The sequence below is a fragment of the Tateyamaria sp. 7Alg 36 genome (genome assembly GCF_059882455.1).
Genome location: NZ_CM187613.1, coordinates 706,856 through 730,450, shown reverse-complemented (window position 1 = coordinate 730,450; position 23,595 = coordinate 706,856). Strand labels below are relative to the sequence as shown.

Genomic DNA, 23,595 nt, shown 5'->3' with positions numbered 1-23,595 from the left:
TCTGTTAAACAAGAGCCGTGAGACGAATCGTGTGGGACAGGTTCGTTAACGCGATGACTACGATGGGGCAGGGGCATGATAGGGCGCAAATCCGCCAATACGAAGGACAAGGAAATCGTTGAACCCAAGGGTTTTGACGACTTTGATCTGCGTCTTGGGGATATCATGCGCGGCGAACGTGCGACCCTTGGCAAATCCCTGTTGGACGTACAGCGCGAGTTGCGCATCAAGGCGAGCTATATTGCCGCCATTGAGGCCTGCGATCCCAATGCCTTTGATACACCCGGTTTCATCGCGGGCTATGTGCGGTCCTACGCTCGCTATCTGAACATGGACCCCGACCGCGCCTTCGCCGGTTTCTGCGCCGAAAGCGGATTTTCCGTGGCCCACGGCATGTCTGCCGAAGCATCGGTGGTCAAGAAAACCAGCCGCGAGGAACGCCTTTCCCGTCGTCCCGCAGGCGATATCTTTTCCGCACCCGCCACCCCCTTCGCCCCCGCGGGCGAGGCGATGTGGTCCAGCATCGAACCTCGCGCAATCGGCTCGACACTCGTTTTGCTGGCGCTGATCGGCGGCTTGGGCTTTGGCGGTTATGCGATCCTTCAGGAAGTGCAACGCGTGCAAGTGGCCCCTGTGGACCAGACGCCGGTTGTTCTGTCCGACCTTGACCCGCTGAACGGTGCCGCGCCGGTTGAATCCGTGCTGGGCCCCGATGTGCAGACACCGCGCGCCGATGCGCTGGATCGTCTTTACCGCCCGCAAGCACTCGACGTGCCAGTGCTGGTCGCCCGTGACGCGCCAATCGCAACGCTTGATCCGCGCAATGTGGGCACGTTCACCGCACCCGAAACCGACGCCGCGCCCAGCCTTCTGGCCTCTGCCGCGCCGGCGCTGAACACACCCAGCGTGCCGCAGGTGGTTGAAACCCCTGCCGAGGCGCTGACCATGGTTGCCGTGCGCCCATCGTGGGTGCGTGTGCGCGCCGCCGATGGCACTGTCATCTTCGAGGCGACAATGCAGCCTGGTGACACATGGCAGGCCCCTCTGACCGAAGAGGCACCGACCCTGCGTACCGGCGAAAGCGGCGCGATCTATTTCGCGATGAACGACAAGTTCTATGGCCCCGTCGGAAAGACCGGCGCCGTGACCTCGAACCTGCCGCTGGAAATCGCGGGCCTTCAGGAAACCTACCTGCCGGTCGAAGTGTCGACCGACGAAGGTCTGGTCCGCTATGCCGAGGCCAAGGCCGCCGCCGTCGCGCAACCCACCGAATAAGACCGCCAAAACCTGTGCCGGGCCTTGCCGCGCGTTGCGTGGCTGACTAGGTGTGTGACAACTGGCACCCGTCGCAAAGGCCATCGATATGTCCCTGAACCACATCCGCCCGTGGCGGAACATCTACCGTCGTAAAAGCCGCCAGATCATGGTGGGCAACGTGCCAGTGGGGGGCGATGCGCCGATCACGGTGCAGACGATGACCAACACGCTGACCACGGATGCCGCTGCTACAATTGCACAGGTACAGGCCGCTGCCGAGGCGGGCGCGGATATCGTGCGCGTCTCGGTCCCGGACGAAGACAGTGCCAAGGCAATGAAGCAGATCGTGCGCGAAAGCCCCGTGCCGCTGGTTGCCGACATCCACTTTCACTACAAACGCGGGATCGAAGCGGCCGAGGCCGGCGCGGCCTGCCTGCGCATCAACCCCGGCAATATCGGGGACGAACGCCGGATCAAGGATGTGATCAAGGCGGCACGCGACAACAACTGCTCGATCCGTATCGGCGTGAATGCCGGTAGCCTCGAAAAACACCTGCTGGACAAATACGGCGAGCCGACCCCCGACGCGATGGTGGAATCCGGTCTCGACCATATCAAGATCCTGCAGGACAACGATTTCCACGAATTCAAGATTAGCTGCAAAGCATCCGATGTCTTCATGGCCGCCGCCGCCTACCAGCAACTGGCTGACGCGACGGACGCCCCGATCCACCTCGGCATCACCGAGGCAGGCGGGCTGACCTCCGGCACCATCAAATCCGCCATCGGTCTGGGACAGCTTCTGTGGATGGGCATCGGCGACACGATCCGCGTCTCCCTCTCCGCCGATCCGGTGGAAGAGGTGAAAGTCGGCTATGAAATCCTGAAGTCCCTCGGCCTGCGCCATCGCGGCGTGAACATCATCTCTTGTCCGTCCTGCGCGCGGCAGGGCTTTGACGTGATCAAGACGGTCGAAACCCTCGAAGAACGGCTCGCCCATATCAAAACGCCCATGTCCCTCTCGATCATCGGCTGCGTCGTGAATGGCCCGGGCGAGGCGCTGATGACCGATGTCGGCTTTACCGGCGGCGGGGCAGGGCACGGCATGGTCTATCTTGCGGGCAAGCAAAGCCATAAACAGGACAATGCCAGCATGGTCGATCACATCGTCGAACAGGTGGAAAAGAAAGCCGCCGAAATCGACGCCGCCGCCGCAGCCGAGGCTCAAGCCGCCGAATAACGCGCGCGGCTCCCCCGCATCACACTAAATTCTTTTGGCCAAAAATACTGCGGGGGTCCGGGGGCAGCGCCCCCGGTCGGTCGCCGCAGCGCCAGCGCGGCGAAACTAAAAGGCCAAAGCCCTCAGCCCGAACACCCTTACCCGCGTTTTTCCTCGACCAGTGCCTGCATCTGGTCATAGGGCAGATAGCCGCGCAGCAACTCGTCCTTCATCACGAAAGTCGGCGTGCCGGTGATCTGCAAGCGCTGCGCAAGGGCGCGGGTGCGGCGGATCTCTTCGGTGACGGCCTCGCTGTCCATCGCCGCCTCAATCGCATCCACATCCAGTCCGAATGTCGCGCCCATCCGTTTCAGGCTGCGCAGAGTCACATCGCCGTTCATCGCCATCAGCGCGTCGTTCAGCCCTTTATAGGCCGCATCGCCCGCCACCTGTTTTGTGGCAATGGCAAAGCGCGAGGCCAGCAGCGACTGCTCTCCCAAGATCGGGAACTCCTTGACGATCAGGCGAATATTACCGTCGGTTTCCAGCAGTTTGGCCACCTCGCCATGGGCGCGCTTGCAATAGCCGCAGCGGTAGTCAAGGAACTCGACCAGCGTGATGTCCCCGTCCGGATTACCGCCGACAAAGCTGTAGCCGTCGTCGAAAATCTCGTCGGCATTGTTCACCACAAGGTTCGCATCAGCCTCTTCCTGCGCGGCCTGTTCGCGCTGTTCCAGAACGGCGACCGCTTCCATGATGACTTGCGGGTTGTCCATCAGATAGCTGCGCACTTCCTCGCGGAAGATTTTGCGTTGCTCATCGCTCATCTGGGTCAGGTCAAAGGCCTGCGCGGGCAGGGCAAGGCCAAGCGCCAGAAGGGACGTGGCGGCGAGGGTGCGAAACATCGGGTTATCTCCGTTTTTTGGATTTTTTCAGGCGCTCGGACGCAAGGAGCACATCATGCGCCCGTTGCCAAGGGCCAGAGCCTTCGGGCAGCAGCCCCGTGGCCCGTTTTGCGTGAATGCCCGCGTCTTCCAGACTGCCGCGCAGGGCATAGCGTTCGGCGGTGATCAGCGCGGCCATGCCGGTATTGCCGGACCGCGCATAGGCCACCGACAGATCGCGCAGCATGGACCCGTCGCGGAAATCGATGGCGCGGGCACGTTCCAGAGCGGGCAGGGCGGCGCTTACATTGCCGCTGGCCAGCAGCGCACGGCCATATCCCGCCTGCAACAGCCCGTCGCGTGGGCGCAACTGCACGGCGCGCGCATGGGCATTGGCCGAGGCTTGGAATTGCCGCGTCTCCATCAGGATCTGTCCTTTGAGGTCGTAATAGAACGGATCGCTGGGGCGCATCGCAATGGCCTGATTGATCGCGTTCAGCGCCTGTTTGGTCTGCGAATTGCGGTGCCGCGCCATCGCCTCGCGCATCAGGCGCACATCGGCGTAACCGGTCTCGCCCAACCGGTTCAGCGTCCAGGTTGGCCGGCGCTGATAGGCGGTCAGCTTGCCCTTGGCGCGGGTGAACCAGTAATCCCACGTCGCCGCATTGGCGCTTTTCGTGTCGCCGTAAGCCGCGGCATAGCCTTCAATGGTGCGCAGCCGGTCACGGCTCAGCGGGTGCGAGCGCACGTAAGGATCCTGACGCGCGGCAGACAGAACTTCCTGACCGCGAAACAGTTGGAACACCTGCACCATGCCCGACAGCGGAATGCCCGCGCTGCGCAGATAGCGTGCACCGGCCTGATCGGCCGAGGTTTCCTCGGCCCGTGTATGGGTCAAGAAGGCGCGCATCGCAGCACTTTGCGACCCCACGGCCAGCGCGCCAGCGGCCTCGCCCCCGCCCGCAGCGGCGGCAACCACGGCCAGTGCCATGCCCAGTCCGGCAGCGGTGCGCGCACTTTTCATATTGGTCATGCGGCGCGTGATGTGGCCGTTGGCGATATGCGCGGCCTCGTGCGCGATGACCGCTTGCAGCATCGCGGCATTCTCCATCCGCCCGATCAGCCCCGAGTGGATATAGATCGCGTCATTGCCCACCACAAAAGCGTTCAGCGACCCGTCATCGACAACCAGTATCTTGGTACGCCCCGCGCTCAGACCCGCCGCGCTCAGCACAGGGGCGGCGACTTGGGCCAGCGCATATTCCATATCCGCATCGCGCAGCAGCGATGCCGCCCGCGCAGGCAGCGCCAGCGCCACAGCGACAATCAGTCCAAGTACATATGTTGACGCCAGACGCGCATAGGTATGAAAGGTCATGGCAGCGATCATAGGAGACCCCATGCGAACCTCAAGACGCAGTGACGTCGATGCCTTTATTGTGATGGACGTGATGGAGGCCGCACGCGCCGCCGAAGAGGCCGGACGCCACATCATCCACATGGAAGTTGGCCAGCCCGGTACTGGTGCACCGCAGGCCGCGATCCGCGCCCTGAATGCGGCCATGGCCGAAGGACCGCTTGGCTATACGGTGGCACTGGGTCTGCCTGCTTTGCGCGCCCGCATCGCGCGCCTTTATGGCGAGTGGTACAACGTCGATCTTGATCCCGAACGGGTGGTGGTGACCTCGGGCGCGTCGGGCGGTTTCCTTCTTGCCTTTAACGCGTTGTTTGACAGTGGCGACCGCGTCGGCATCGGCGCGCCGGGCTATCCGAGCTATCGCCAGATCCTGCGCGCCTTGGGGTTCGAGCCGGTCGATCTGCCCACCTCCGATTCCAACCGCTTGCAACCCGTGCCTGCCGACATTGCAGGGCTCGATCTGGCGGGGCTGCTGGTGGCGTCGCCCGCGAATCCCTCGGGCACCATGCTGGATCACACCGCCATGTCCGACCTGATCCACGCGACCCAAGGGGCGGGGGCGAGCTTTATCAGCGACGAGATTTATCACGGCATCGAATACGAGGCGAAGGCGGTGACCGCGCTGGAGGTCAGCGATGACGTCTATGTCATCAATTCCTTCTCCAAATATTTCTCGATGACGGGCTGGCGCATCGGATGGATGGTGGTGCCGCCCGATCATGTGCGTGCGGTTGAACGGCTTGCGCAGAACATGTTCATCTGTGCGCCCCATGCCAGTCAGGTGGCTGCCCTTGCCGCCATGGACGCGCATGATGAATTGCAGGCCAATATGGATGTATACCGCGCCAATCGTGCGCTGATGCTGGATGGGTTGCCGCGCGCAGGCTTTGACCGGATCGCGCCGCCGGACGGCGCATTCTATGTCTATGCGGACGTGTCAGACCTGACCGAGGATTCGCGCGTCCTTGCCCGCGAGATTCTGGACGAGGCAGGGGTGGCTGTGACACCGGGGCTCGATTTCGACCCCGTGCGCGGGCATAAGACCTTGCGCTTTTCCTATGCGCGCAGCACCGCCGACATTGCCGAAGGGTTGGAGCGTCTGACCAAATTCATGCAGGCGCGGCGTTAGGGGGATTCACCTGCGCAGCACTTTGCCCTAGACTGGTGAAAAAAGCGGGCACAGCTATGCGGGCGATCTTTCTTGCGGTTTCGATCTGGCTTGTCGCCATCACCTCGGCGGCGGCCCAAGACCTGTCGGGGCTGGCCCGTGTCGATCCCGACCGCAGCGGCGTGCACGAGGGGTGGTTCGGCACCACCACGCTGACACTGGCCCTGTCCCAAGGGGTGCCGTTCCGTGTCTTTGTCCTTGATGCGCCCGCGCGCCTTGTGGTCGATTTCCGCGAGGTCGATTTCACCGGCCTGTCGCGGGACAGCCTGCTGGGCAAGGCCACGGCCCTGTCCAACCCGCGTTTCGGCACCTTCAAACCCGGCTGGTCGCGCTTTGTGGCCGACCTTGAAACCCCGATGCTTCCGGTCGAGATCGGGATGCCTGTCGATGCGGCCACGGGCAGTGCGGTGCTGGAAATCAAGCTGGAAGAGGTCGAGGCCGACGCCTTTGCCACCCGCACAGGCGCGCCCGTTGATCCGTCTTGGGGTGTGCAGGCAGCGGCCCCGCCGGTGGTCGTAAAGGACGACAGTTTTGTCGTCGTGATTGATCCGGGCCATGGCGGCGTCGATCCCGGTGCGGTGCGTGACAGCACCACGGAAAAAGACCTGATGCTGGGAATCGGTCTGGCCCTGCGGGATGCGCTGCACCGTGCGGGCGGGGTCGAGGTGGTGATGACCCGCGACCGCGACGAGTTCGTGTCGCTGACCGGACGGGTGGCAATGGCGCACCAGGCGGGGGCGGATGCGTTCGTCTCGTTGCATGCCGATGCGCTCAGCGCAGGGCAGGCGCGGGGGGCCACAGTCTATACCCTGTCGGACGAGGCAAGCGATGCCGCATCGGCGCAACTGGCGGCACAACATGACCGGTCCGACATTATCGCGGGCGTGGACCTGAGCGGAACGGACGATCAGGTCGCCTCGGTCCTGATGGACCTTGCGCGCGCCGAAACCATGCCACGCACGCAGACACTGGCCAGAACGCTGATCGAAGCGATGAAAACCGCCGGTGGCCCGATGAACAAGCGCCCGCGCCGCGAGGCATCTTTTTCGGTGCTGAAAAGCGCCGATATCCCGTCGGTTCTGGTCGAGGTGGGGTTCCTGTCGGACAAACGCGATCTGGCCAACCTGCGCGACCCGATCTGGCGCGCGGTCATGGTCGAGGCGCTGGCAAACGGCATCCTGCAATGGCGAGACGCCGATCTGGCGATGCAGCCGTTGGTGCGCCAGTAACCGCCAAACCCGCCCATGGGGCAGGGATGCGACGCTGCGTCGGTGATCACATCGGCGGGATCGCGCCTTAGATGGCTTTTGACCCTGTCTGCGGCCTCGCGTATACCCCACCTATAAAGCAACCTTTCTAAAACAGGTGCGGGCGGTCATGCTTCGGTTCATTTTGTCCTTCTTCGGCGGGATTTTCACGACGGTCACAATGGGGATCGCCATGGTGGCGTTGTCCATCGGTGCGATTTTCTGGATGTACGGGCGCGACCTGCCCAGCCACGAGTCGCTGGCCCAGTACCAGCCGCCCACGATCAGCCGCATCTATTCCGGCGAGGGGCAGATCATCGACGAATTCGCGCAGGAACGCCGCCTGTTCGCGCCCGCCGATACGATCCCTCCGCTGGTCAAACAGGCGTTCATCAGCGCCGAGGACAAGAATTTCTACACCCACGAAGGCTACGACCTGCGCGGTATCGCGGCGGCGGCTGTGGATGCGGTGAAATCCCGTGGCCGCGACGTGCGCGGTGCCTCGACCATCACCCAGCAGGTAATGAAGAATTTCCTGCTGTCCGGCGACCGTCAGGCCGAACGCAAGATCAAGGAAATCATCCTTGCCGCCCGCGTCGAAGAGGCGCTGAGCAAGGAAAAGATCCTCGAATTGTACCTGAACGAGATTTTCCTCGGTCAGAACTCCTATGGCGTGGCTGCGGCGAGTCAGACCTATTTCAACAAGACGCTGAGCGAACTGGCCCCGCACGAGGCGGCCTTCCTTGCGTCGCTGCCCAAAGCGCCGTCCGATTATCACCCCGTGCGCCGCAAGGACCGCTTGCTGGCGCGCCGGAACTTCGTGCTGAAAGAGATGCACGAGAACGGCTATATCGACGCGGCAGTCTATGAGACCGAGCGTGCGATGCCGCTGCGGTCGGTGCAGAATGGCGACTTCGGCAGCTTTAAACAGGAACTGCCCCCGCGCGACTATTTCACCGACGAAATCCGCCGCCAGCTGAGCAACAACTTCGGTGAGGGCGAGTTCTTTACCGGTGGTTACACCGTGCGCGCTACCATCGACGCCGAGATGCAGCCTGTCGCCGCCGAGGCGTTGCGCCGCGAGCTTGAGAAATTCGACCGTAATTCCGGCACATGGCGCGGTACAGGCAAGAAAATTGCCGCCGAAGACATGGACAACTGGGCTGACGTGCTGGCCAACATGCCGCTGCCGCGTGACGTGGACCTGAATGGCGTCTGGCGTCCCGCCGTTGTGCTTGAGGTGGGCGATCAGGAATTGCGCGTCGGCATCGAAGGCTGGACCGAGGACGAACCCGCGCCCGTGGTCCCGCGTGAAGACATCAAATGGCTCAAGGGCAACTTTTTTGACAATTTCGAAGTCGGCGACGTGGTCATGGTGCGCGCCATGACGGCGGATTCCGACGGTTCGTTCATCCGCTGGTCGCTGCGTCAGGTACCAGCGGCGCAGGGCGGTTTCGTGGCAATGGACGTGAACACAGGCCGCGTGATCGCGATGCAGGGTGGTTTCAGCTATCAGCATTCGGTGTTCAACCGCGCCACCCAAGCCAAACGCCAGCCCGGTTCGTCGTTCAAACCCTTCGTCTATGCCGCCGCGCTGGACAGCGGGTACACCCCCGCCACAATCGTCGTGGACGCACCGATCGAGATTAACACGCCCCAAGGCCTTTGGCGTCCGCGTAACTCGTCCAACAAGTTCTATGGCCCGACGCCCCTGCGCACAGGGATCGAACGGTCGCGGAACCTGATGACGATCCGTCTTGCCGAAGAGGTGGGGATGGACATTGTGGCCGACTATGCCGAACGCTTTGGCGTTTACGAGGATATGGGTCCGTTCCTTGCCAACTCGCTCGGCTCCGAAGAAACGACGCTGTACCAGATGGTGTCGGCCTATGCGATGTTTGCCAACGGGGGCGAGCGTGTGCAGCCGACGCTGGTTGACCGCGTACAGGACCGTTTCGGGCGCACTGTCTATCGCCACGACGAACGGGTGTGCAACGACTGCACCCAACTGGCGAGCCTTGATCCGTCCTTCGCACCCAAGGTGGTGTCGAACCGCGAACGGGTCATGGACCCGATCACCGCCTATCAGCTCACGTCGATGATGGAAGGCGTTGTGCAGCGCGGAACGGCCTCGGGCACAGTCAAGCTGCCGGTGCCGATTGCGGGCAAAACAGGAACAACGAACGACGCCAAGGACGTGTGGTTCATCGGCTTTTCCAACAACATCGTCGCGGGCTGCTACATCGGCTATGACCAACCGCGCAGCCTTGGCCGTGGTGCGTCGGGCGGCGGCATGTGCGGCCCTGTGTTCCAAGCGTTCATGAGCGAAGCCATCAAGAAATACGGCGGCGGCAAGTTCGAGGTGCCCGAGGGTGGCTGTTTCATCAAGATCGACCGCTTTACCGGTTCGCGCCTCAGCGATGGTGCGTCGGGCGCCAACGTGGTTGCCGAATATTTCCGCGACTGCGAACTGCCGACCTTCAACGTGATCTTTGACGGTGGTTTTGCCATGGGTGCGGACCTGCCGCTGGTCGAGGAAGTCGGCGGCGGTGGCCGTCAGGTAACGACATCCACCGGCAAAAAGGCCGTTGTCGGCCCCAAGGCCACGTTCGGCACGCTCAGCTCGGGCGGTTTGTACTAATCATCAGCGGCGCGGCGGGGGAACCTGCCGCGCGCCTTGCCTGAACGGGGCAGGGGGCAAGACGGCTTGTAGCGACCTTGGGCTTGGGCTATCTCGAAACACTCCTAGAATGAGTTGAATTATGCGCGCGGAAATCCAGAACCTTGTGGCCGAAATCGAAAAGTCGGTGGACCTGTTGGCCCAGCGGCTGGACATCGAAACGGCCCAGCACCGCCTTGAGGAATTCAATGCGCGGGTCGAGGACCCGAACCTGTGGGACAATCCCGAGGCCGCGCAAAAGCTGATGCGCGACCGCCAGATGCTGGTCGACGCGCTTGAGGTGCATTCGCGCATCTCGCAGGATCTGGCGGACAATATTGAACTGATCGAACTGGGCGAAATGGAAGACGACGCCGAAGTCGTCGGCGATGCCGAGGCCGCGCTGAAGGCGCTGGCCGAACTGGCCGCCCAGAAAGAGCTTGAGGCGCTGCTGGACGGCGAGGCCGATGGCAACGACACCTTCCTCGAAATCAACTCGGGCGCCGGCGGCACGGAAAGCTGCGACTGGGCCTCGATGCTGGCGCGCATGTATGTCCGCTGGGCCGAGAAGAAGGGCTATAAGGTTGAATTGCAGTCCGAAAGCGCGGGCGAAGAGGCGGGGATCAAATCCGCCACCTACAAGATCAGCGGCACCAACGCCTATGGCTGGCTGAAGTCGGAATCCGGCGTGCACCGTCTGGTGCGCATCAGCCCCTTTGACAGCGCCGCCAAACGCCACACCTCGTTCACATCCGTGGGCGTCTATCCGGTGGTGGACGACAATATCGAGATCGAGGTGAACCCCGCCGATATCCGCATCGACACCTACCGGTCCTCCGGTGCGGGTGGCCAGCACGTGAACACCACCGACTCGGCGGTGCGGATCACCCACGCGCCCACGGGCATCGTTGTCACCAGTTCCGAAAAGTCCCAGCACCAGAACCGCGACATCGCCATGAAGGCGCTGAAATCGCGGCTGTACCAGATGGAGCTGGACCGCCGGAACGCGGCTGTGAACGAGATGCACGAGAACAAGGGCGATGCGGGCTGGGGCAACCAGATCCGGTCCTATGTGCTGCAACCCTACCAGATGGTCAAAGACCTGCGCACCAACTACGAAACCTCTGACACCAAGGGGGTGTTGGACGGTGATCTGGACGGGTTCATGGCGGCGACGCTGGCGATGGACGTATCGGGCAAAAGCCGCGCCGAGGCGCAGGGCGACTAAGCCCCGCCTTTCCCTCTCACAACGCTTGATTTGGCGGGCCCGAACGGTCCACTCTGACACAGGTGCGCGCAGCACCGGTGACAGAAGGAATGCGCTGTGATCGAAGACGGAGCCTTGGCCCTACGTGCCCGCATTGACGCGGGCGAGATCACGGCGCAGGATGTGATGGCCGAAACGCTGGCGCGGATCGACGCCTGCAACGGGCAGGTAAACGCCATCGTGTCGCTGCGCGATGCCGACGCCCTGATGGCCGAGGCCGCAGCGGCCGATGCTGCGCCTTCCAAGGGCTGGCTGCACGGCATTCCCATGGCGATCAAGGATCTGGCCAATGCCGCGGGTTTGCCCACTTCTATGGGATCGCCATTGTTTGCGGGGCAGGTGGCGGCGCAGGACGACATTTCCATCGCGCGGCTGCGGGCGGCTGGCGCCATCTTTATCGGCAAGACGAACACGCCCGAATTCGGTCTGGGATCGCACAGCATCAACCCCGTCTTCGGTCCCACCCGCAACCCTTACAACACGGCGCGCAGCGCGGGCGGATCGTCAGGCGGGGCGGGTGTGGCGCTGGCCTGCGGTATGCTGTCGGTGGCGGACGGATCGGATATGATGGGCAGCCTGCGCAACCCTGCGGGCTGGAACAATGTCTACGGGATGCGGCCAAGCTGGGGCCTTGTCCCGTCAGAACCGGCGGGCGACAGTTTTCTGCACCAGTTGTCCACCAACGGGCCGATGGCACGCAACCCGCGTGATCTGGCCGCGCTGCTCGACACCATGGCCGGACCCGACCCGCGCCAGCCTCACGGCGTGGCGCAAGCGCCTGCCTTGCCGCAATTGGCGGGCGGGACGGGTGTGCTGAACCTTGGCTGGTTGGGAAACTGGGGCGGGGCCCTCGCGTTCGAGGCGGGCGTGCTGGACCTGTGCGAACACGCCCTTGGCGAGATGGGCGAAATCGGGGTGACCGTCACGCCGCTTGATGCGCCCTTTGACCGCGACGCACTGTGGCAGGCGTGGATCACCCTGCGTAGCTGGGCGGTCGCCGGTGGCCTCGGTGACATCTATGCCGACCCTGCGCGGCGCGACCACCTCAAGGATACTGCCATCTGGGAGGTCGCGCGCGGCCTTGCCCTGTCGGCGATGGAGGTGCACCGCGCCAGCCTGATCCGCAGCGACTGGTTCAAGACCGCCGCGACCCTGTTTGACCAATATGACGTGCTGGCCCTGCCAAGCGCGCAGCTTTTCCCCTTTGACGTGACACTGGACTGGCCGCGCGAGATCGCGGGGCAGGGGATGGACACCTATCACCGCTGGATGGAGGTGGTGATTGCCGCGAGCCTGATTGGCCTGCCCGTGGTCAATGTGCCCATTGGCTTTGGCGGCTCGGAGGATTTGCCCATGGGCCTGCAACTGATCGGACGACGCGGCAGCGACGCACAGTTGTTGCGTCTGGCGCAGGCGTGGCACGAGGCAACCGACTGGCCCACGCGCCGCCCGCCCGTGTTAGGCAAAGGCGCAAGGGCATGACCGCCACCAACCCCTATCCTGATCTGCCCGCCGGTATCCCGCCGCTGCACGCCCCGATCGAGGGGCTGGTGCGCCGCGCCCTTGCCATGGGCTGGACCGATTTTAGGGCGCGCCCGTTCTTCGGCCTGCTGACAGGGGCGGCGGCGGTGCTGGCGGGTTGGGTGCTGATCGCATTGACCCTGTGGGCGGGGCATACGTTCTGGCTGGTGCTGGCGGTGTTCGGCTTTCCGCTGGTGGCGCCGATCTGCGCCCTTGGCACTTACGAGGTGTCGCGCCGTCTGGGGTCGGGCGAACCCGCCACGGTGGGCGCGGTGCTGGGGCGGTTGCGCGCCGAAGGGGCTCGGCAGATCCCGTGGCTGTCGATGCTGATGATGTGCGCGCTGCTGTTCTGGTTCTTCCTCGGTCACATGATCTTTGCCCTGTTTCTGGGGCTGAAGCCGATGGTCAACGTCACCTCGTCGCTGGACGTGTTCCTGAGCGCGGACGGGCTGATGATGATCGCCCTTGGCACCGCTGTGGGCGGGTTGTTCGCGCTACTGTTCTTTGCGATCTGCGTGTTGGGCCTGCCGCTGCTGCTGGCGCGCGAAGTGGATTATGTGACGGCCATCATCACCAGCGTCGGCTATGTGCGCCGTTATCCGCGCGCGATGCTGTCTTGGGCGGTTGTGATCGCGGTGCTGTTGGGCCTTGCGGTCTTGCTGGGATTGCTGGGGCTGTTCGTTGTGCTGCCGTGGCTGGGCCATGCGTCTTGGCACATCTATGCGCAGATCGCGGCGGGCGCGCGCTAAAGCGGCGTTTCGCGCCCCATGTTCACCAGTTCGGCTCTGAGAGACGCGGTCAGCGGATGCCCCGCCTCAAGCGCGAAGACATGGGCGTGGGTCAAATAGAACGCACGCGCGCCGTCGGTGTCTGCCTGTTGCGCGGCCGTGTGATACAGGGTGACAAGGGTCGCCAGATCGCCGCTTGCGTGGGCGGCAAGCAGGCGGTCGTCCAGATCCGTCATTCGGCTGCTTGGGCGGGGGCTGCGCGATGATCAGCCATCCGTGCGGCCACCCAGTCGTGGAACATATGGGTCGGCCCGTCCATCACGGGCGAGAACCGTCCGCCGTCGAACATCGGCGCATGGCGGCCACGCTGCATTCCTTCGACGACGAAAATGTCCTCTTCGAACACCAGCTTCCATTGTTCGGTGTTGCGCGCACGCAGGGCCGGATCGGTGTCGGCACTGGCATAGAACAGGTGCACGGTTTCGGTTGTGCGGTCGGTGCTGACAGGCGTCAGGATGATCGCAAAGGCATGGTCGCGGTGCACGCCCAGCAGGACATTGGGATAGGCGGCAACATATTCTGCCGCCGTGTCCCACTGCGCGGGCATGTCGGCAAAGTCGGGAAAACGCGCGCCATCGTCGCCCTGCAATTGGCGATAGACGGTGGTGCCCTGACCGGAGAACCTGTCGGGCGCTTCGATATGGTAATGATCTTCAAGGCGGGAATAGCTGTTCAGGCCCGGATGGACCCACGGCAGGTGGTAGCTTTCGCAGTAATTCTCGACTGCGAGCTTCCAGTTGCAGTTCACCGCCAGTTCAAACCGGCTGTCCGCGCCGCCGTGGTGGAACGGTTTGTCGAAATCAGACCAGCGCGCCAGCAAATCGGCGTTCGCATCCTCGAACGCGGGGGCGGTGCCGGACAGGTTGATCCAGACCACGTTGAACCAGATATGGCTGCGCACTTCGATCAGGCCCAGCAGGGCGGGGTCGATGCCTTGGGCAGTGTTCTGCCCCGGTCCGCCCACATGGGGAGTAGAGACAAGCCGCCCTTGGGTCGAATAGCACCAGCTGTGATAGGGACAGCGGATTGCCCCTTCGATCTTGCGGGGCACATCGACAAGGATCATGCCGCGATGGCGGCAGATATTGTGGAACACACGCACATCGCCCGCACGGTCGCGGATCAACAGTAGTGGCATGCCCAGAAATTCCATCGGGACTGCATCGCCCGCCTCTGGCACATCATCGCTGGCGGCAAGGCCGGACCAGCCCGCCATCAGCAGCGCGTGCTTTTCCTCGTCAAACACGGACGGGTCGATGTAATGCGCGTTTGGCAGGCCATGGGCGTGTGAAATGGGCTGGCGGACGGCGCTGAGGTCAGTCTGGTGCATCGGTTCCTCCCGTGGCTTGCCGGTCCAAGCCTAGGGATCACCGTTGCGGGTGCTTGCGCGTTTTCGACGTGGATTTGCCTGCAACGACACCCGAAGGTGCGGCAAAGGTCAGCCTAGGCGTTTTCGCGACGCAGTGCGCGCAGCCACGGGGTGGGCGGCTGTGCCCTTGGCGGGAAAGGGGATCACATGGGCAGTGTCGGACAGGGTGGTACAAATCTGTGCCGTGACGGCGGCCAGACCGTCAATCGCCTCGCGGCCCGCGCTGGTTTGTACGCAGCGGGGATTGGAGGCCAGTCGCATGTTGCGATGGGTGCGCACGTCAACCTCAAGCAGGTCGCCGATCTGAAAGAACGTCTCGGGCAGATTGCCCGCATGTGCGCCGGACAGATAGGCGAGATCGCCCTGGTCTTCGCACCATAGAACGGCCTTTTGTGCGGCCGCGTCGCTCCATAAAATTACACCTAGCATACCACTACCATTAGTTGATTAAACAACAAGAAATTCAATTCCCGCTTTAAATTACAGTCCCAATACAGAGTCGTACGCTTGCTTTTTGTGTCGATGAGAGTATCGTCTAGGTGCGCTTACGCGTCAGTTTGACGCTATTTAGCGTCGAATTGGTTGATAGATCATCTATCTGGTAGCACTTTTGACCAGTTTGCGACACCCAAAACAAAAGGTGGGACGATGCCATGGTTGAAACACGGCGGTCACCGGCGGAATTACGCAGTATGTTTGGGGCAAATCTGCGGATTCTTGCCGATGCGTACCCGTCTATCTCTGAACTGTCCCGCCAATTGGGGATAAACCGCACCCAATTCAACCGCTATCTATCTGGCGAAAGCTTTCCGCGCCCCGATGTGCTGGCGCGAATCTGCGACTTTTTCGATGTGGATGCGCGGGTTCTGCTTGAACCGGTCGACAATATCATCACAACCGACGACCCGCTGACCGGTCCCGTGCTGGGCGCCTATCTGGGCGTCGGCGTGCAAAGTGTGACCGAGAGCGTATTCCCAAGTGGCTTTTACCGCTTTTCACGGCGCAGTTTCATGGAAGGCAAGAAATACATCACCGGCGTCGTGCGCGTGTTCCGCCAAGGGTCGGCAACGTTCATCCGTGGCTATGAGGCACGCGAGGCGATCAAGGCACAGGGCCTGAACCTCACACGGGGCACGCGGGAATTTCGCGGGCTGGTCATGCGGCAAGAGGACGGGATTGCGGCGCTGATCTCGCGCAAGGACGCGATGACCACGTCCTTTAATTATCTAACCCGCGTCACCTCGTTCGAAAATAACTATTGGGTCGGATATGTGACGCGCACGGTGCGGGACGAGCCGGGGCAGGAACGGGCCGTGCGGATGGTCTATGAGTATCTCGGTACCGGCATCGGCACCGCAAAAGCCGCCAGCAAGGCCGCCGGCTATTGCGATATTGACGATCTGCTTCCGTTTCATCAGCGGTTGCTGAAGCCGGACACGCCGTTCCGTTAATCGCCGCGGGGCAGGGCGGCGACGCCGGTACGGGCCACTTCGACCAGACCCAGCGGGCGCATCAGATCGGCAAAGGCGTCGATCTTTTCGGGCGCGCCGGTAATCTCGAAAATGAAGCTTTCCAGGGTGCTGTCCACCACATTTGCGCGGAAGATATCGGCCAGACGCAGCGCCTCGACGCGCTTGTCACCTTTGCCCGCCACTTTGAACATCGCCAGTTCACGCTCGACCGACGGCCCTTCGACCGTCAGGTCGTGGACCTCGTGCACAGGCACGATGCGGCCAAGCTGCGCCTTGATCTGTTCGATCACCTGCGGCGTGCCGGTTGTCACGATGGTGATGCGCGACAGGTGCCCCTGATGGTCCACCTCGGCCACGGTCAGGCTTTCGATGTTGTAACCGCGCCCAGAGAACAGGCCGATAACGCGCGCGAGGACACCGGGTTCGTTTTCGACCAGCACCGCCAGCGTGTGCTTTTCCACCACATCCGAGAATGTGGGCCGTAGGTTATAGGCGGAATGGCTGTTGGAGCCTTTTTTGAGTTTTAGTGCGGACATCTCAGCGCTTCCTTATACCAGAACCGAACCGGAGGCGTCGATCGCCCCTTGGGTGTCGGCCTCGCCCATCAGCATTTCGTTATGTGCCTTGCCCGACGGGATCATCGGGAAACAGTTCTCGTGCTTTTCAACCAGACAGTCGAACAGGACAGGGCCGTCATGGTTGATCATCTCCATGATCGCGTCGTCCAGATCGTCGGGGTCGGAACAGATGATGCCCTTGGCGCCAAAGGCTTCGGCCAGTTTCACAAAGTCGGGCAGGCTTTCGGACCAGCTGTGCGAATAGCGTTCGCCGTGCAGCAATTCCTGCCACTGGCGCACCATGCCCAGACGTTCGTTGTTCAGGATGAACTGTTTGACGGGCAGGTTGAACTGCATCGCCGTGCCCAGTTCCTGCATGTTCATCAGCCACGACGCCTCGCCCGCGACGTTGATCACCAACGCATCCGGATGGCCCATCTGCACACCGATAGACGCAGGGAAGCCATAGCCCATGGTGCCCAGACCACCGGAGGTCATCCAGCGGTTCGGATCCTCGAAGTTGAGGTACTGCGCGGCCCACATCTGGTGCTGGCCCACTTCGGTACAAATGTAACGGTCGTGATCCTTGGTCAGTGCCTCAAGCCGTTGCAGGGCGTATTGCGGTTTGATCACCTTGCCCTTCTGTTGGAACTTCAGGCAGTCGACCTTGCGCCAACCGTCGATCTTTTCCCACCATTTGGACACGGCTGCCGCGTTGGTCTTGCGACCGCGCGATTTCCAGACCTTCAGGATATCTTCGAGTACGTGCGCCACGTCGCCCACAATCGGGATGTCGGCCTTGATCACTTTGTTGATCGAGCTTGGGTCGATGTCGATATGCGCTTTGATCGAATTCGGGCTGAACGCGTCGATGCGCCCCGTGATCCGGTCGTCAAAGCGCGCGCCGATGTTGATCATCAGATCGCAACCGTGCATCGCCATATTCGCCTCATAAAGGCCGTGCATGCCCAACATGCCCAGCCACTTGTCGCCCGACGCCGGATAGCAGCCAAGGCCCATCAGGGTCGAGGTGATGGGAAAGCCCGTAGATTCAACCAGTTCGCGCAACAACTGGCTGGCCGCGGGGCCAGAGTTGATGACGCCGCCGCCGGTGTAGAACACAGGGCGTTTGGCGGTTTCGAGGGCGGCAACCAGTTCGGTAATTGCCTCCATGTCGCCTTTGACCTGCGGCTGGTAATGCGAGGTCGACGCCTTGGGGGGCGAATAGGTGCCGGTGGCGAACTGCACGTCTTTGGGGATGTCGATCAGCACCGGACCCGGACGACCCGCTGTGGCCACGTGAAAGGCCTCGTGCAGGACGCCGGACAGGGCGTCGGTTTCCTTGACCAGCCAGTTGTGCTTGGTGCAGGGGCGGGTGATGCCGACGGTGTCGGCCTCTTGGAACGCGTCCGATCCGATCATGAATGTCGGCACCTGACCGGTCAGAACGATGATCGGAATGCTGTCCATCAACGCATCCGTCAGGCCCGTCACCGCGTTCGTCGCGCCAGGGCCGGAGGTCACAAGGCACACACCGGGTTTGCCGGTGGCACGCGCATAGCCTTCGGCGGCATGGACCGCGCCCTGTTCGTGGCGCACCAGAATGTGTTTGATGGAGTTTTGCTGAAAGACCTCATCATAGATCGGTAGCACAGCCCCTCCGGGGTATCCGAATACTGTATCCACACCTTGGTCGATCAAGGCTTGGACGACCATTTTCGCTCCGGTCATTTGACGTGTCATATCCGCGTGCTCCGAGTTGCGGTTTCAATTCAGCAAAAAAAAGGCCCCCGAAAATCCGGAGGCGCATGGGTTTGGTTTTGGATTTCCGTTACCGGCCCATGCGCTTGTGTCCTACGATGACGACTAGTGGTGTCATTGACCTCTTGGCCCCTTGATTGCGTGCAGGGACACTATGCGCGGTGAAAAAGGGCGTCAACCGGCAAAAGCCCGAAAAAAGTGTCTCTGGCGTCGAAAATTGCGACATTTTGTTGCGCCGTTTTCGGATTGGCCGCAATAACTGGGAAAATTTGCGCGGATTCGGGGCCGGATCGGCGCTATTTGCGGCGGTGCAGCACGGCGGCGGATGATCTGTGAAGGGCACGAGCGCGCCAACCGAGGCGCAAAAGCACCCCGAGCAGGTAGTATATGCGTTGAGCGAGGGGCGCGCCTAGCGCGCGTTGCCGGTGCCTTGCAGCACGCCGTGTTCCAGTGCGTAACGGGTCAGACCGGCGGTCGAGGAAATGCCGAGCTTGCGCTTGATGTTCTTGCGGTGGGTTTCGACCGTGCGCACCGAGATATCGAGTGCGGTGGCCACGTCCTTGTTCGACATGCCCTGCGCCAGTTTCAGAAGGATGGTTTGTTCGCGCCCTGTCAGCGCACCGGGCACGTCGGAGGAACGTGGGGCAATCGCGCCCTCGGCCCCTGTGCACAAATACCGTTCGCCACGCATCACAGCCTCGATCGCGCGGGCGATTTCGTCGGTTGGCACGTCCTTGAGGAGATAGCCCATCGCCCCGTGCCCGAGGGCGGAGGAGATATATTCGGGGCTGTCATGCATCGACAGGATCAGCACCCGCGTGTTGGGGCGCTGTTCCAGCACCAGTTCCGTCGCGGTCAGCCCGCCCATGCCGGGCATGTTCAGATCCATCAGGATCACATCGGGGTCCAGCGCATCCAGTTGCGCAATCGCGGCGCGCCCGTTGCCCAGCGTGCCAACCACCTCGATCCCGTCATGGTCCTCAAGAACGGACTGGATGCCTTGGGCAACCATGGGGTGGTCATCCACGATCAGCACACGGATCAGGGCAGAGGAGGGGGCAGGTGAGGTCATGCGCGGGCGCGGTCCTTGGTCATCAGGTCGGGGGCAGTGTCGGGGTCTGCGTCTTGGGTCGGTTCAGGCGACGGTTCCGGCGGCAGCAGGTGCGTCAGCGGCACGGTCACTTCGATCATGGTACCATCGCTGTTTGACAGGATGCGCAGCTGCCCGTCCAGCTGTTCCACCCGTTCCTGCATATTGCGCAGACCGATGCCTGCGCTGGCCTCGCGACTGGTGCGGGCAAGGCCGATGCCGTTGTCCGAGATACGCAGCGTCGCGCCGCGTTTGTGTCCGCGCAGATCGACCGAAACTTTGGTTGCATCCGCATGGCGTTCGATATTGGTCAGCGCCTCTTGGGCGATACGATAAAGGGCGATCTTCGCATCCGAATCCAGCCGGTTGCGGAACACCACCGTGTCAAACTGCGTGTCCATGCCGGTGCGCTGCCCGAAATCGCCTACCAGCGCCTCAAGCGCGGGACCAAGGCCCAGATCGTCCAGCGCACCGGGGCGCAGGTCGCGGCTGATCCGGCGGACTTCGGTGATGGCGGTGGCAAGGTTGTCGACGCCCTGATGCAGGGGTGTGCCCACATCGCCGCTGCCTTTTTCCAGCCGCCGCCGCGCAGTGTCGAGCGCATAGCGCACGCCCACAAGGATCTGGCTGATCCCGTCATGCAATTCGCGCGCCACGCGGCCGCGTTCTTCTTCTTGTGCGTCCAGCACCCGCTGGGTCAGTTTCTTCAGTTTTGCATCCGCCATCCGGCGTTCACGCACATTCAGCGCCATGCCCGACGCAAACACCAGAAACAGCGCCACAAGCGTGATCGCCCAGATATAATAGAAGGTATGCGCCACGCGGTTTTCCACCTCGGCGCGGGCGGCGGCCACGGTGGTCAGAACGTCGTCAATGAACACGCCCGTGCCAACCGCCCACCGCCATGACGGGAAAGAGGTGACATAGGTGATCATCTCGGCCTCTTCGCCGGTCGAGGGTTTGGGCCACAGATGCGTCAGATACCCGTCGCCTTGGCGCGCTATCTGGATCAGGTCGGACACCACGGGCGTGCCGCTGCTGTCGGTGAGGTCCATGTGGTTCTGGTTGATCATGTCGGTCTGGCGCGGGTTCACCAGATTGGTGCCGTCATAGTCATAGACGAAAAAGAACCCTTCCTCGCCATAGATCATCGCCGACAGGATTTGCGCCACCTGATCCTTTGCGGCCTGATCGTCCGGCGCGGCAGAGCCGTAGATAAAGTAGAACCCGTTGCGCGCTTGGGTGACATAGTTGCGCAGCTCGCGCTTCTTGGCCTCGATCAGTTGGGATTCCAGCGCGGCAATCTCGCGTTCGGCCAAAGTGCGCGATTGCAGCGCCACAAGGGCGGCAATGGCCGCCACCGCCAGAACAAGCGGAATCGCCGCCACAAGGGACAGCTTTTGCGCATAACTCAGGCGCGGGAAGGGAAAGAAAGAAGCCACAAGGTTTCGATACGCCGAAAGCGGCTCGAATCAAAGGGACGCCGCAGCTTCTGTCACACAGGCTTATCGTTCGGGTGGAAATTGCGCCGCCCGATTGGTCAAATTTTCCGACCGCAGGGGGTATTTTCGGTGCCATCTACGCAGTTCTAGGTATTCCCATCGCCGCGCGCTTCGGTAGTGTGACGACACTCGAAACGGTCGCGCTGCATGTGACGAACCGTTCGCAATATTCTGGGAGGAGTACAAAATGGACCGTCGTTCATTTCTGAAGACATCTGCACTTGGCGGTGGCGCAGCCGCTGCAACAACACTCGCGGCACCGGTTTACGCGCAAGGCAAGCGCACGCTGACAATGGTCACATCCTGGCCACGCGGCTTTGCGGTTCTGGATGACGCGGCCAGCTACCTTGAGCAATTCGTGGGCGAAATGTCCGATGGCAACCTGACCATCGACAAAAAAGCACCTGGCGAACTGGTTGGCGCGTTCGAAGTATTCGACGCCGTGTCCTCCGGTCAGGCCGACATGTATCACTCGGCAGACTACTATTTCATCGGCCAGCACCCTGCATTCGCCTATTACACAGCCGTTCCATTCGGTGGCACCGCGCAGGAAGTCACCAACTGGTACGAGCATGGCGGCGGTCAGGAACTGCACGACGAGCTGGGCGAAATCTTCAACCTCAAAGGTCTGCTGGCAGGGAACTCCGGTTCGCAGTCCGGTGGCTGGTTCCGCAACGAAATCGGTTCGGCTGACGACTTCAACGGTCTGAAATTCCGTATGCCAGGTCTGGGCGGCAAGGTTCTGGGTAAACTGGGCGCATCCGTTCAGAACATTCCAGGCGGCGAACTGTATCAGGCGCTGTCTTCCGGTGCTCTGGACGGTCTGGAGTGGGTTGGCCCGATGGCCGACGAACGCGCCGGCTTCCAAGAGGTTGCCAAAGTCTACTACACTGCCGGTTTCCACGAGCCAGGTTCGGCGCTGGCCGCCAACATGAACCTCGACGTGTGGAACGACCTGTCGCCTGCACATCAGGCGATCATGAAAGGTGCCGCACGCGCGACAACGCACTACCAGCTGTCCGAGACACTGGCCAACAACGGTGCAGCCCTTGCGCGTCTGCAACAGCAGGGCGTCAAAACGCTGCAGTTCAGCGATGACGTCTGGGATGCGTTCGGCCGCGCCTCTGCCGAGGTCATGGACGAGAACATGGACGACGAACTGTTCGCCCGTACACGCGCGTCCTTCGAAGAAAGCCTCGCGACATCCGCAAGCTGGATCAACAAATCCGACGGCTACTATGTCGAACAGCGCGTGCGCGTGCTGGGCGGCTAAGCCTTACCATTTGGACCAAGACCACCAAGGGCCCCGTCGCGGGGCCCTTGGAGCAGTTAGAATAACGCGGTGACGCAAGGCGCAACAGATCGCCACGCACAGCGAGGGGGGGAACGATGGACAACGAGAACAGCGCCGAGGCTGGCGGTTTTTTTGTGGCTTTGGGCGAAGGCCTTTGGTGGTTCATCCACAGCCTCGCCATGGGCTTTTACAACCTCTTTTATGCGATCACGCATCCGGCGTCGTGGCTGGATTGGCTCAGCTGGGCCAACACCACCGAAGACAAGGAATCGCTGATGCGGTTCGTCTATTACGGTGGCTCTCAGGAGTTCTTCTTCTGTGTGCTGGCGGTCGTGCTGACCGTCATCGCGGTGGGCATGTGGCGCAACAGCTTCATGTGGGGCTGCGTGCGTGCGCTGGAAGGGATGGCGAACGGCGTGGGCCGCTTGGCCGCGTGGGCGGGTCTGCTCATGGTGCTGCAACAGATCATCATCGTGTTCATGCAGCGTATCTTTACACGGCCCGACATCTCGTTCGGCTTTGGCATTCCGCTGCAATTCGACATCTCGTGGTTTGCCGAAGAACTGAAACTTTACAATGCCTTGGTCGTCTGTCTTTGCGTGACTTACACCTTTGTGCAGGGCGGACATGTGCGGGTTGACCTAGTCTATGCTGCCGTCAGCCACCGCGCCAAACGCATGATCGACATGATCGGTTCGCTGATCTTTATGGTGCCGACGGCGGTGCTGATCTGGCTTTATGGCTGGTACTTCCTGTGGCGCCACCTGATCACGCCGAACCCTGCGGCCAGCTATGACCTTGAACGCCTGATGCGGTCCTCGCGCGCCGTGCGCTGGAGCGTCGAGACCATCGGGTTCAGCCCGAACGGGTTCAACGGCTACTTTCTGTTCAAGATCCTTCTGGTCGTGTTCGCGGGCATGGTCTTTATCCACGGCATCGCGTTTTTCATGCGCTCTTATCTCGAATGGAAAGAGGGCGAGGAAAGCGAAGACAAATACCTTGATCGCGACAGCCTCGGTGCAGGCGAAGAAGCGTACGAAGGCACACACTAACGGGCACTGGCAGACAGGACGCGCCAGCGTTCGGGCCGGAAACTCAAGAATAAGACAGGGACGGAAAAGCG

Annotated in this window: 20 protein-coding genes; 11 read left to right on the top strand and 9 right to left on the bottom strand. The window is 62.1% G+C overall.

Going from position 1 to position 23,595, the window contains the following annotated elements; genetic code table 11:
* Nucleotides 1-75: 75 nt before the first annotated feature.
* Both AC6GQJ_RS03490 and ispG read left to right on the top strand, forming a co-directional pair.
* A complete protein-coding gene (locus AC6GQJ_RS03490; protein ID WP_500771821.1) occupies nucleotides 76-1,275 on the top strand; it encodes a helix-turn-helix domain-containing protein in 1,200 nt (399 codons plus the stop codon).
* Nucleotides 1,276-1,363: 88 nt separating this feature from the next.
* A complete protein-coding gene (gene ispG, locus AC6GQJ_RS03485) occupies nucleotides 1,364-2,497 on the top strand; it encodes a flavodoxin-dependent (E)-4-hydroxy-3-methylbut-2-enyl-diphosphate synthase (RefSeq protein ID WP_500771819.1) in 1,134 nt (377 codons plus the stop codon).
* A gap of 137 nt (nucleotides 2,498-2,634) precedes the next feature.
* Here the strand turns inward: ispG and AC6GQJ_RS03480 are convergent, their stop codons facing one another.
* Nucleotides 2,635-3,381 carry a DsbA family protein gene (locus AC6GQJ_RS03480; RefSeq protein WP_500771817.1) on the bottom strand — a complete coding sequence of 249 codons (747 nt, stop codon included), beginning with the start codon at nucleotides 3,379-3,381 and terminating at the stop codon, nucleotides 2,635-2,637.
* A 4-nt stretch (nucleotides 3,382-3,385) separates the two neighbouring features.
* Nucleotides 3,386-4,738: a M48 family metalloprotease gene (locus AC6GQJ_RS03475; protein WP_500771815.1), complete on the bottom strand. Its 1,353-nt coding sequence runs from the start codon at nucleotides 4,736-4,738 to the stop codon at nucleotides 3,386-3,388.
* 22 nt (nucleotides 4,739-4,760) lie between these two features.
* Between AC6GQJ_RS03475 and AC6GQJ_RS03470 the strand changes: the two genes are divergently transcribed.
* The 6 genes from AC6GQJ_RS03470 (at nucleotide 4,761) to AC6GQJ_RS03445 (ending at nucleotide 13,388) form a co-directional block, all read left to right on the top strand.
* Entirely contained in the window at nucleotides 4,761-5,906 is a 1,146-nt protein-coding gene (locus AC6GQJ_RS03470) for a pyridoxal phosphate-dependent aminotransferase (RefSeq protein ID WP_500771813.1), read from the top strand.
* Nucleotides 5,907-5,962: 56 nt separating this feature from the next.
* The gene (locus AC6GQJ_RS03465) at nucleotides 5,963-7,174 is read left to right on the top strand and encodes an N-acetylmuramoyl-L-alanine amidase (protein WP_500771811.1); all 1,212 of its coding nucleotides are present in this window, start codon (nucleotides 5,963-5,965) and stop codon (nucleotides 7,172-7,174) included.
* Nucleotides 7,175-7,322: 148 nt separating this feature from the next.
* Nucleotides 7,323-9,833, top strand: coding sequence for a penicillin-binding protein 1A (locus AC6GQJ_RS03460; RefSeq protein WP_500771809.1), 2,511 nt, complete (start codon nucleotides 7,323-7,325; stop codon nucleotides 9,831-9,833).
* A gap of 121 nt (nucleotides 9,834-9,954) precedes the next feature.
* The gene (gene prfB / locus AC6GQJ_RS03455) at nucleotides 9,955-11,079 is read left to right on the top strand and encodes a peptide chain release factor 2 (protein ID WP_500771807.1); all 1,125 of its coding nucleotides are present in this window, start codon (nucleotides 9,955-9,957) and stop codon (nucleotides 11,077-11,079) included.
* Nucleotides 11,080-11,175: 96 nt separating this feature from the next.
* On the top strand, nucleotides 11,176-12,600 hold the full coding sequence (locus AC6GQJ_RS03450) for an amidase (protein ID WP_500771805.1): 1,425 nt from the start codon (nucleotides 11,176-11,178) through the stop codon (nucleotides 12,598-12,600).
* Nucleotides 12,597-13,388 (top strand): DUF2189 domain-containing protein, encoded by a 792-nt coding sequence (locus tag AC6GQJ_RS03445; protein ID WP_500771803.1) that lies wholly within the window; start codon nucleotides 12,597-12,599, stop codon nucleotides 13,386-13,388. Before AC6GQJ_RS03450 ends, AC6GQJ_RS03445 begins: the two co-directional genes overlap by 4 nt.
* On the opposite strand, the gene AC6GQJ_RS03440 is transcribed toward AC6GQJ_RS03445, so the two are convergent.
* The 3 genes from AC6GQJ_RS03440 to AC6GQJ_RS03430 form a co-directional block, all read right to left on the bottom strand.
* A complete protein-coding gene (locus AC6GQJ_RS03440) occupies nucleotides 13,385-13,603 on the bottom strand; it encodes a hypothetical protein (protein ID WP_500771801.1) in 219 nt (72 codons plus the stop codon). The genes AC6GQJ_RS03445 and AC6GQJ_RS03440 overlap by 4 nt on opposite strands.
* Complete coding sequence (locus AC6GQJ_RS03435) at nucleotides 13,600-14,757, bottom strand: aromatic ring-hydroxylating oxygenase subunit alpha (RefSeq protein ID WP_500771799.1); 1,158 nt, start codon at nucleotides 14,755-14,757, stop codon at nucleotides 13,600-13,602. The genes AC6GQJ_RS03440 and AC6GQJ_RS03435 overlap by 4 nt, the downstream gene beginning before the upstream one ends.
* A 108-nt stretch (nucleotides 14,758-14,865) precedes the next feature.
* Entirely contained in the window at nucleotides 14,866-15,225 is a 360-nt protein-coding gene (locus tag AC6GQJ_RS03430; protein ID WP_500771797.1) for a hypothetical protein, read from the bottom strand.
* 263 nt (nucleotides 15,226-15,488) lie between these two features.
* On the opposite strand from AC6GQJ_RS03430, the gene AC6GQJ_RS03425 reads away from it, so the two are divergent.
* On the top strand, nucleotides 15,489-16,247 hold the full coding sequence (locus AC6GQJ_RS03425; RefSeq protein WP_500771795.1) for a helix-turn-helix domain-containing protein: 759 nt from the start codon (nucleotides 15,489-15,491) through the stop codon (nucleotides 16,245-16,247).
* Here AC6GQJ_RS03425 and ilvN read toward each other — a convergent pair.
* The 4 genes from ilvN to AC6GQJ_RS03405 all read right to left on the bottom strand — a co-directional run bounded on the left by ilvN (nucleotide 16,244) and on the right by AC6GQJ_RS03405 (nucleotide 21,118).
* The gene (gene ilvN, locus AC6GQJ_RS03420; protein WP_500771793.1) at nucleotides 16,244-16,804 is read right to left on the bottom strand and encodes an acetolactate synthase small subunit; all 561 of its coding nucleotides are present in this window, start codon (nucleotides 16,802-16,804) and stop codon (nucleotides 16,244-16,246) included. The genes AC6GQJ_RS03425 and ilvN overlap by 4 nt on opposite strands.
* Before the next feature lie 12 nt (nucleotides 16,805-16,816).
* A complete protein-coding gene (locus tag AC6GQJ_RS03415) occupies nucleotides 16,817-18,568 on the bottom strand; it encodes an acetolactate synthase 3 large subunit (RefSeq protein WP_500771791.1) in 1,752 nt (583 codons plus the stop codon).
* Between the two features lie 427 nt (nucleotides 18,569-18,995).
* Entirely contained in the window at nucleotides 18,996-19,658 is a 663-nt protein-coding gene (locus tag AC6GQJ_RS03410) for a response regulator transcription factor (RefSeq protein ID WP_500771789.1), read from the bottom strand.
* Nucleotides 19,655-21,118: a cache domain-containing protein gene (locus tag AC6GQJ_RS03405; protein ID WP_500771787.1), complete on the bottom strand. Its 1,464-nt coding sequence runs from the start codon at nucleotides 21,116-21,118 to the stop codon at nucleotides 19,655-19,657. The genes AC6GQJ_RS03410 and AC6GQJ_RS03405 overlap by 4 nt, the downstream gene beginning before the upstream one ends.
* A gap of 247 nt (nucleotides 21,119-21,365) precedes the next feature.
* On the opposite strand from AC6GQJ_RS03405, the gene AC6GQJ_RS03400 reads away from it, so the two are divergent.
* On the top strand, nucleotides 21,366-22,451 hold the full coding sequence (locus tag AC6GQJ_RS03400; RefSeq protein WP_500771785.1) for a TRAP transporter substrate-binding protein: 1,086 nt from the start codon (nucleotides 21,366-21,368) through the stop codon (nucleotides 22,449-22,451).
* 116 nt (nucleotides 22,452-22,567) lie between these two features.
* A complete protein-coding gene (locus tag AC6GQJ_RS03395) occupies nucleotides 22,568-23,524 on the top strand; it encodes a TRAP transporter small permease subunit (protein WP_500771783.1) in 957 nt (318 codons plus the stop codon).
* Nucleotides 23,525-23,595 lie beyond the last annotated feature (71 nt).

Coding starts and splice junctions, on each gene's coding strand:
- ispG (WP_500771819.1), top strand. CDS start 1,364: ATGTCCCTGAACCACATCCGCCCGTGGCGGAACATCTACCGTCGTAAA.
- AC6GQJ_RS03440 (WP_500771801.1), bottom strand. CDS start 13,603: ATGACGGATCTGGACGACCGCCTGCTTGCCGCCCACGCAAGCGGCGAT.
- AC6GQJ_RS03460 (WP_500771809.1), top strand. CDS start 7,323: ATGCTTCGGTTCATTTTGTCCTTCTTCGGCGGGATTTTCACGACGGTC.
- AC6GQJ_RS03415 (WP_500771791.1), bottom strand. CDS start 18,568: ATGACACGTCAAATGACCGGAGCGAAAATGGTCGTCCAAGCCTTGATC.
- AC6GQJ_RS03445 (WP_500771803.1), top strand. CDS start 12,597: ATGACCGCCACCAACCCCTATCCTGATCTGCCCGCCGGTATCCCGCCG.
- AC6GQJ_RS03470 (WP_500771813.1), top strand. CDS start 4,761: ATGCGAACCTCAAGACGCAGTGACGTCGATGCCTTTATTGTGATGGAC.
- AC6GQJ_RS03425 (WP_500771795.1), top strand. CDS start 15,489: ATGTTTGGGGCAAATCTGCGGATTCTTGCCGATGCGTACCCGTCTATC.
- AC6GQJ_RS03400 (WP_500771785.1), top strand. CDS start 21,366: ATGGACCGTCGTTCATTTCTGAAGACATCTGCACTTGGCGGTGGCGCA.
- AC6GQJ_RS03465 (WP_500771811.1), top strand. CDS start 5,963: ATGCGGGCGATCTTTCTTGCGGTTTCGATCTGGCTTGTCGCCATCACC.
- AC6GQJ_RS03430 (WP_500771797.1), bottom strand. CDS start 15,225: ATGCTAGGTGTAATTTTATGGAGCGACGCGGCCGCACAAAAGGCCGTT.
- ilvN (WP_500771793.1), bottom strand. CDS start 16,804: ATGTCCGCACTAAAACTCAAAAAAGGCTCCAACAGCCATTCCGCCTAT.
- AC6GQJ_RS03480 (WP_500771817.1), bottom strand. CDS start 3,381: ATGTTTCGCACCCTCGCCGCCACGTCCCTTCTGGCGCTTGGCCTTGCC.
- AC6GQJ_RS03475 (WP_500771815.1), bottom strand. CDS start 4,738: ATGACCTTTCATACCTATGCGCGTCTGGCGTCAACATATGTACTTGGA.
- prfB (WP_500771807.1), top strand. CDS start 9,955: ATGCGCGCGGAAATCCAGAACCTTGTGGCCGAAATCGAAAAGTCGGTG.
- AC6GQJ_RS03395 (WP_500771783.1), top strand. CDS start 22,568: ATGGACAACGAGAACAGCGCCGAGGCTGGCGGTTTTTTTGTGGCTTTG.
- AC6GQJ_RS03435 (WP_500771799.1), bottom strand. CDS start 14,757: ATGCACCAGACTGACCTCAGCGCCGTCCGCCAGCCCATTTCACACGCC.
- AC6GQJ_RS03490 (WP_500771821.1), top strand. CDS start 76: ATGATAGGGCGCAAATCCGCCAATACGAAGGACAAGGAAATCGTTGAA.
- AC6GQJ_RS03410 (WP_500771789.1), bottom strand. CDS start 19,658: ATGACCTCACCTGCCCCCTCCTCTGCCCTGATCCGTGTGCTGATCGTG.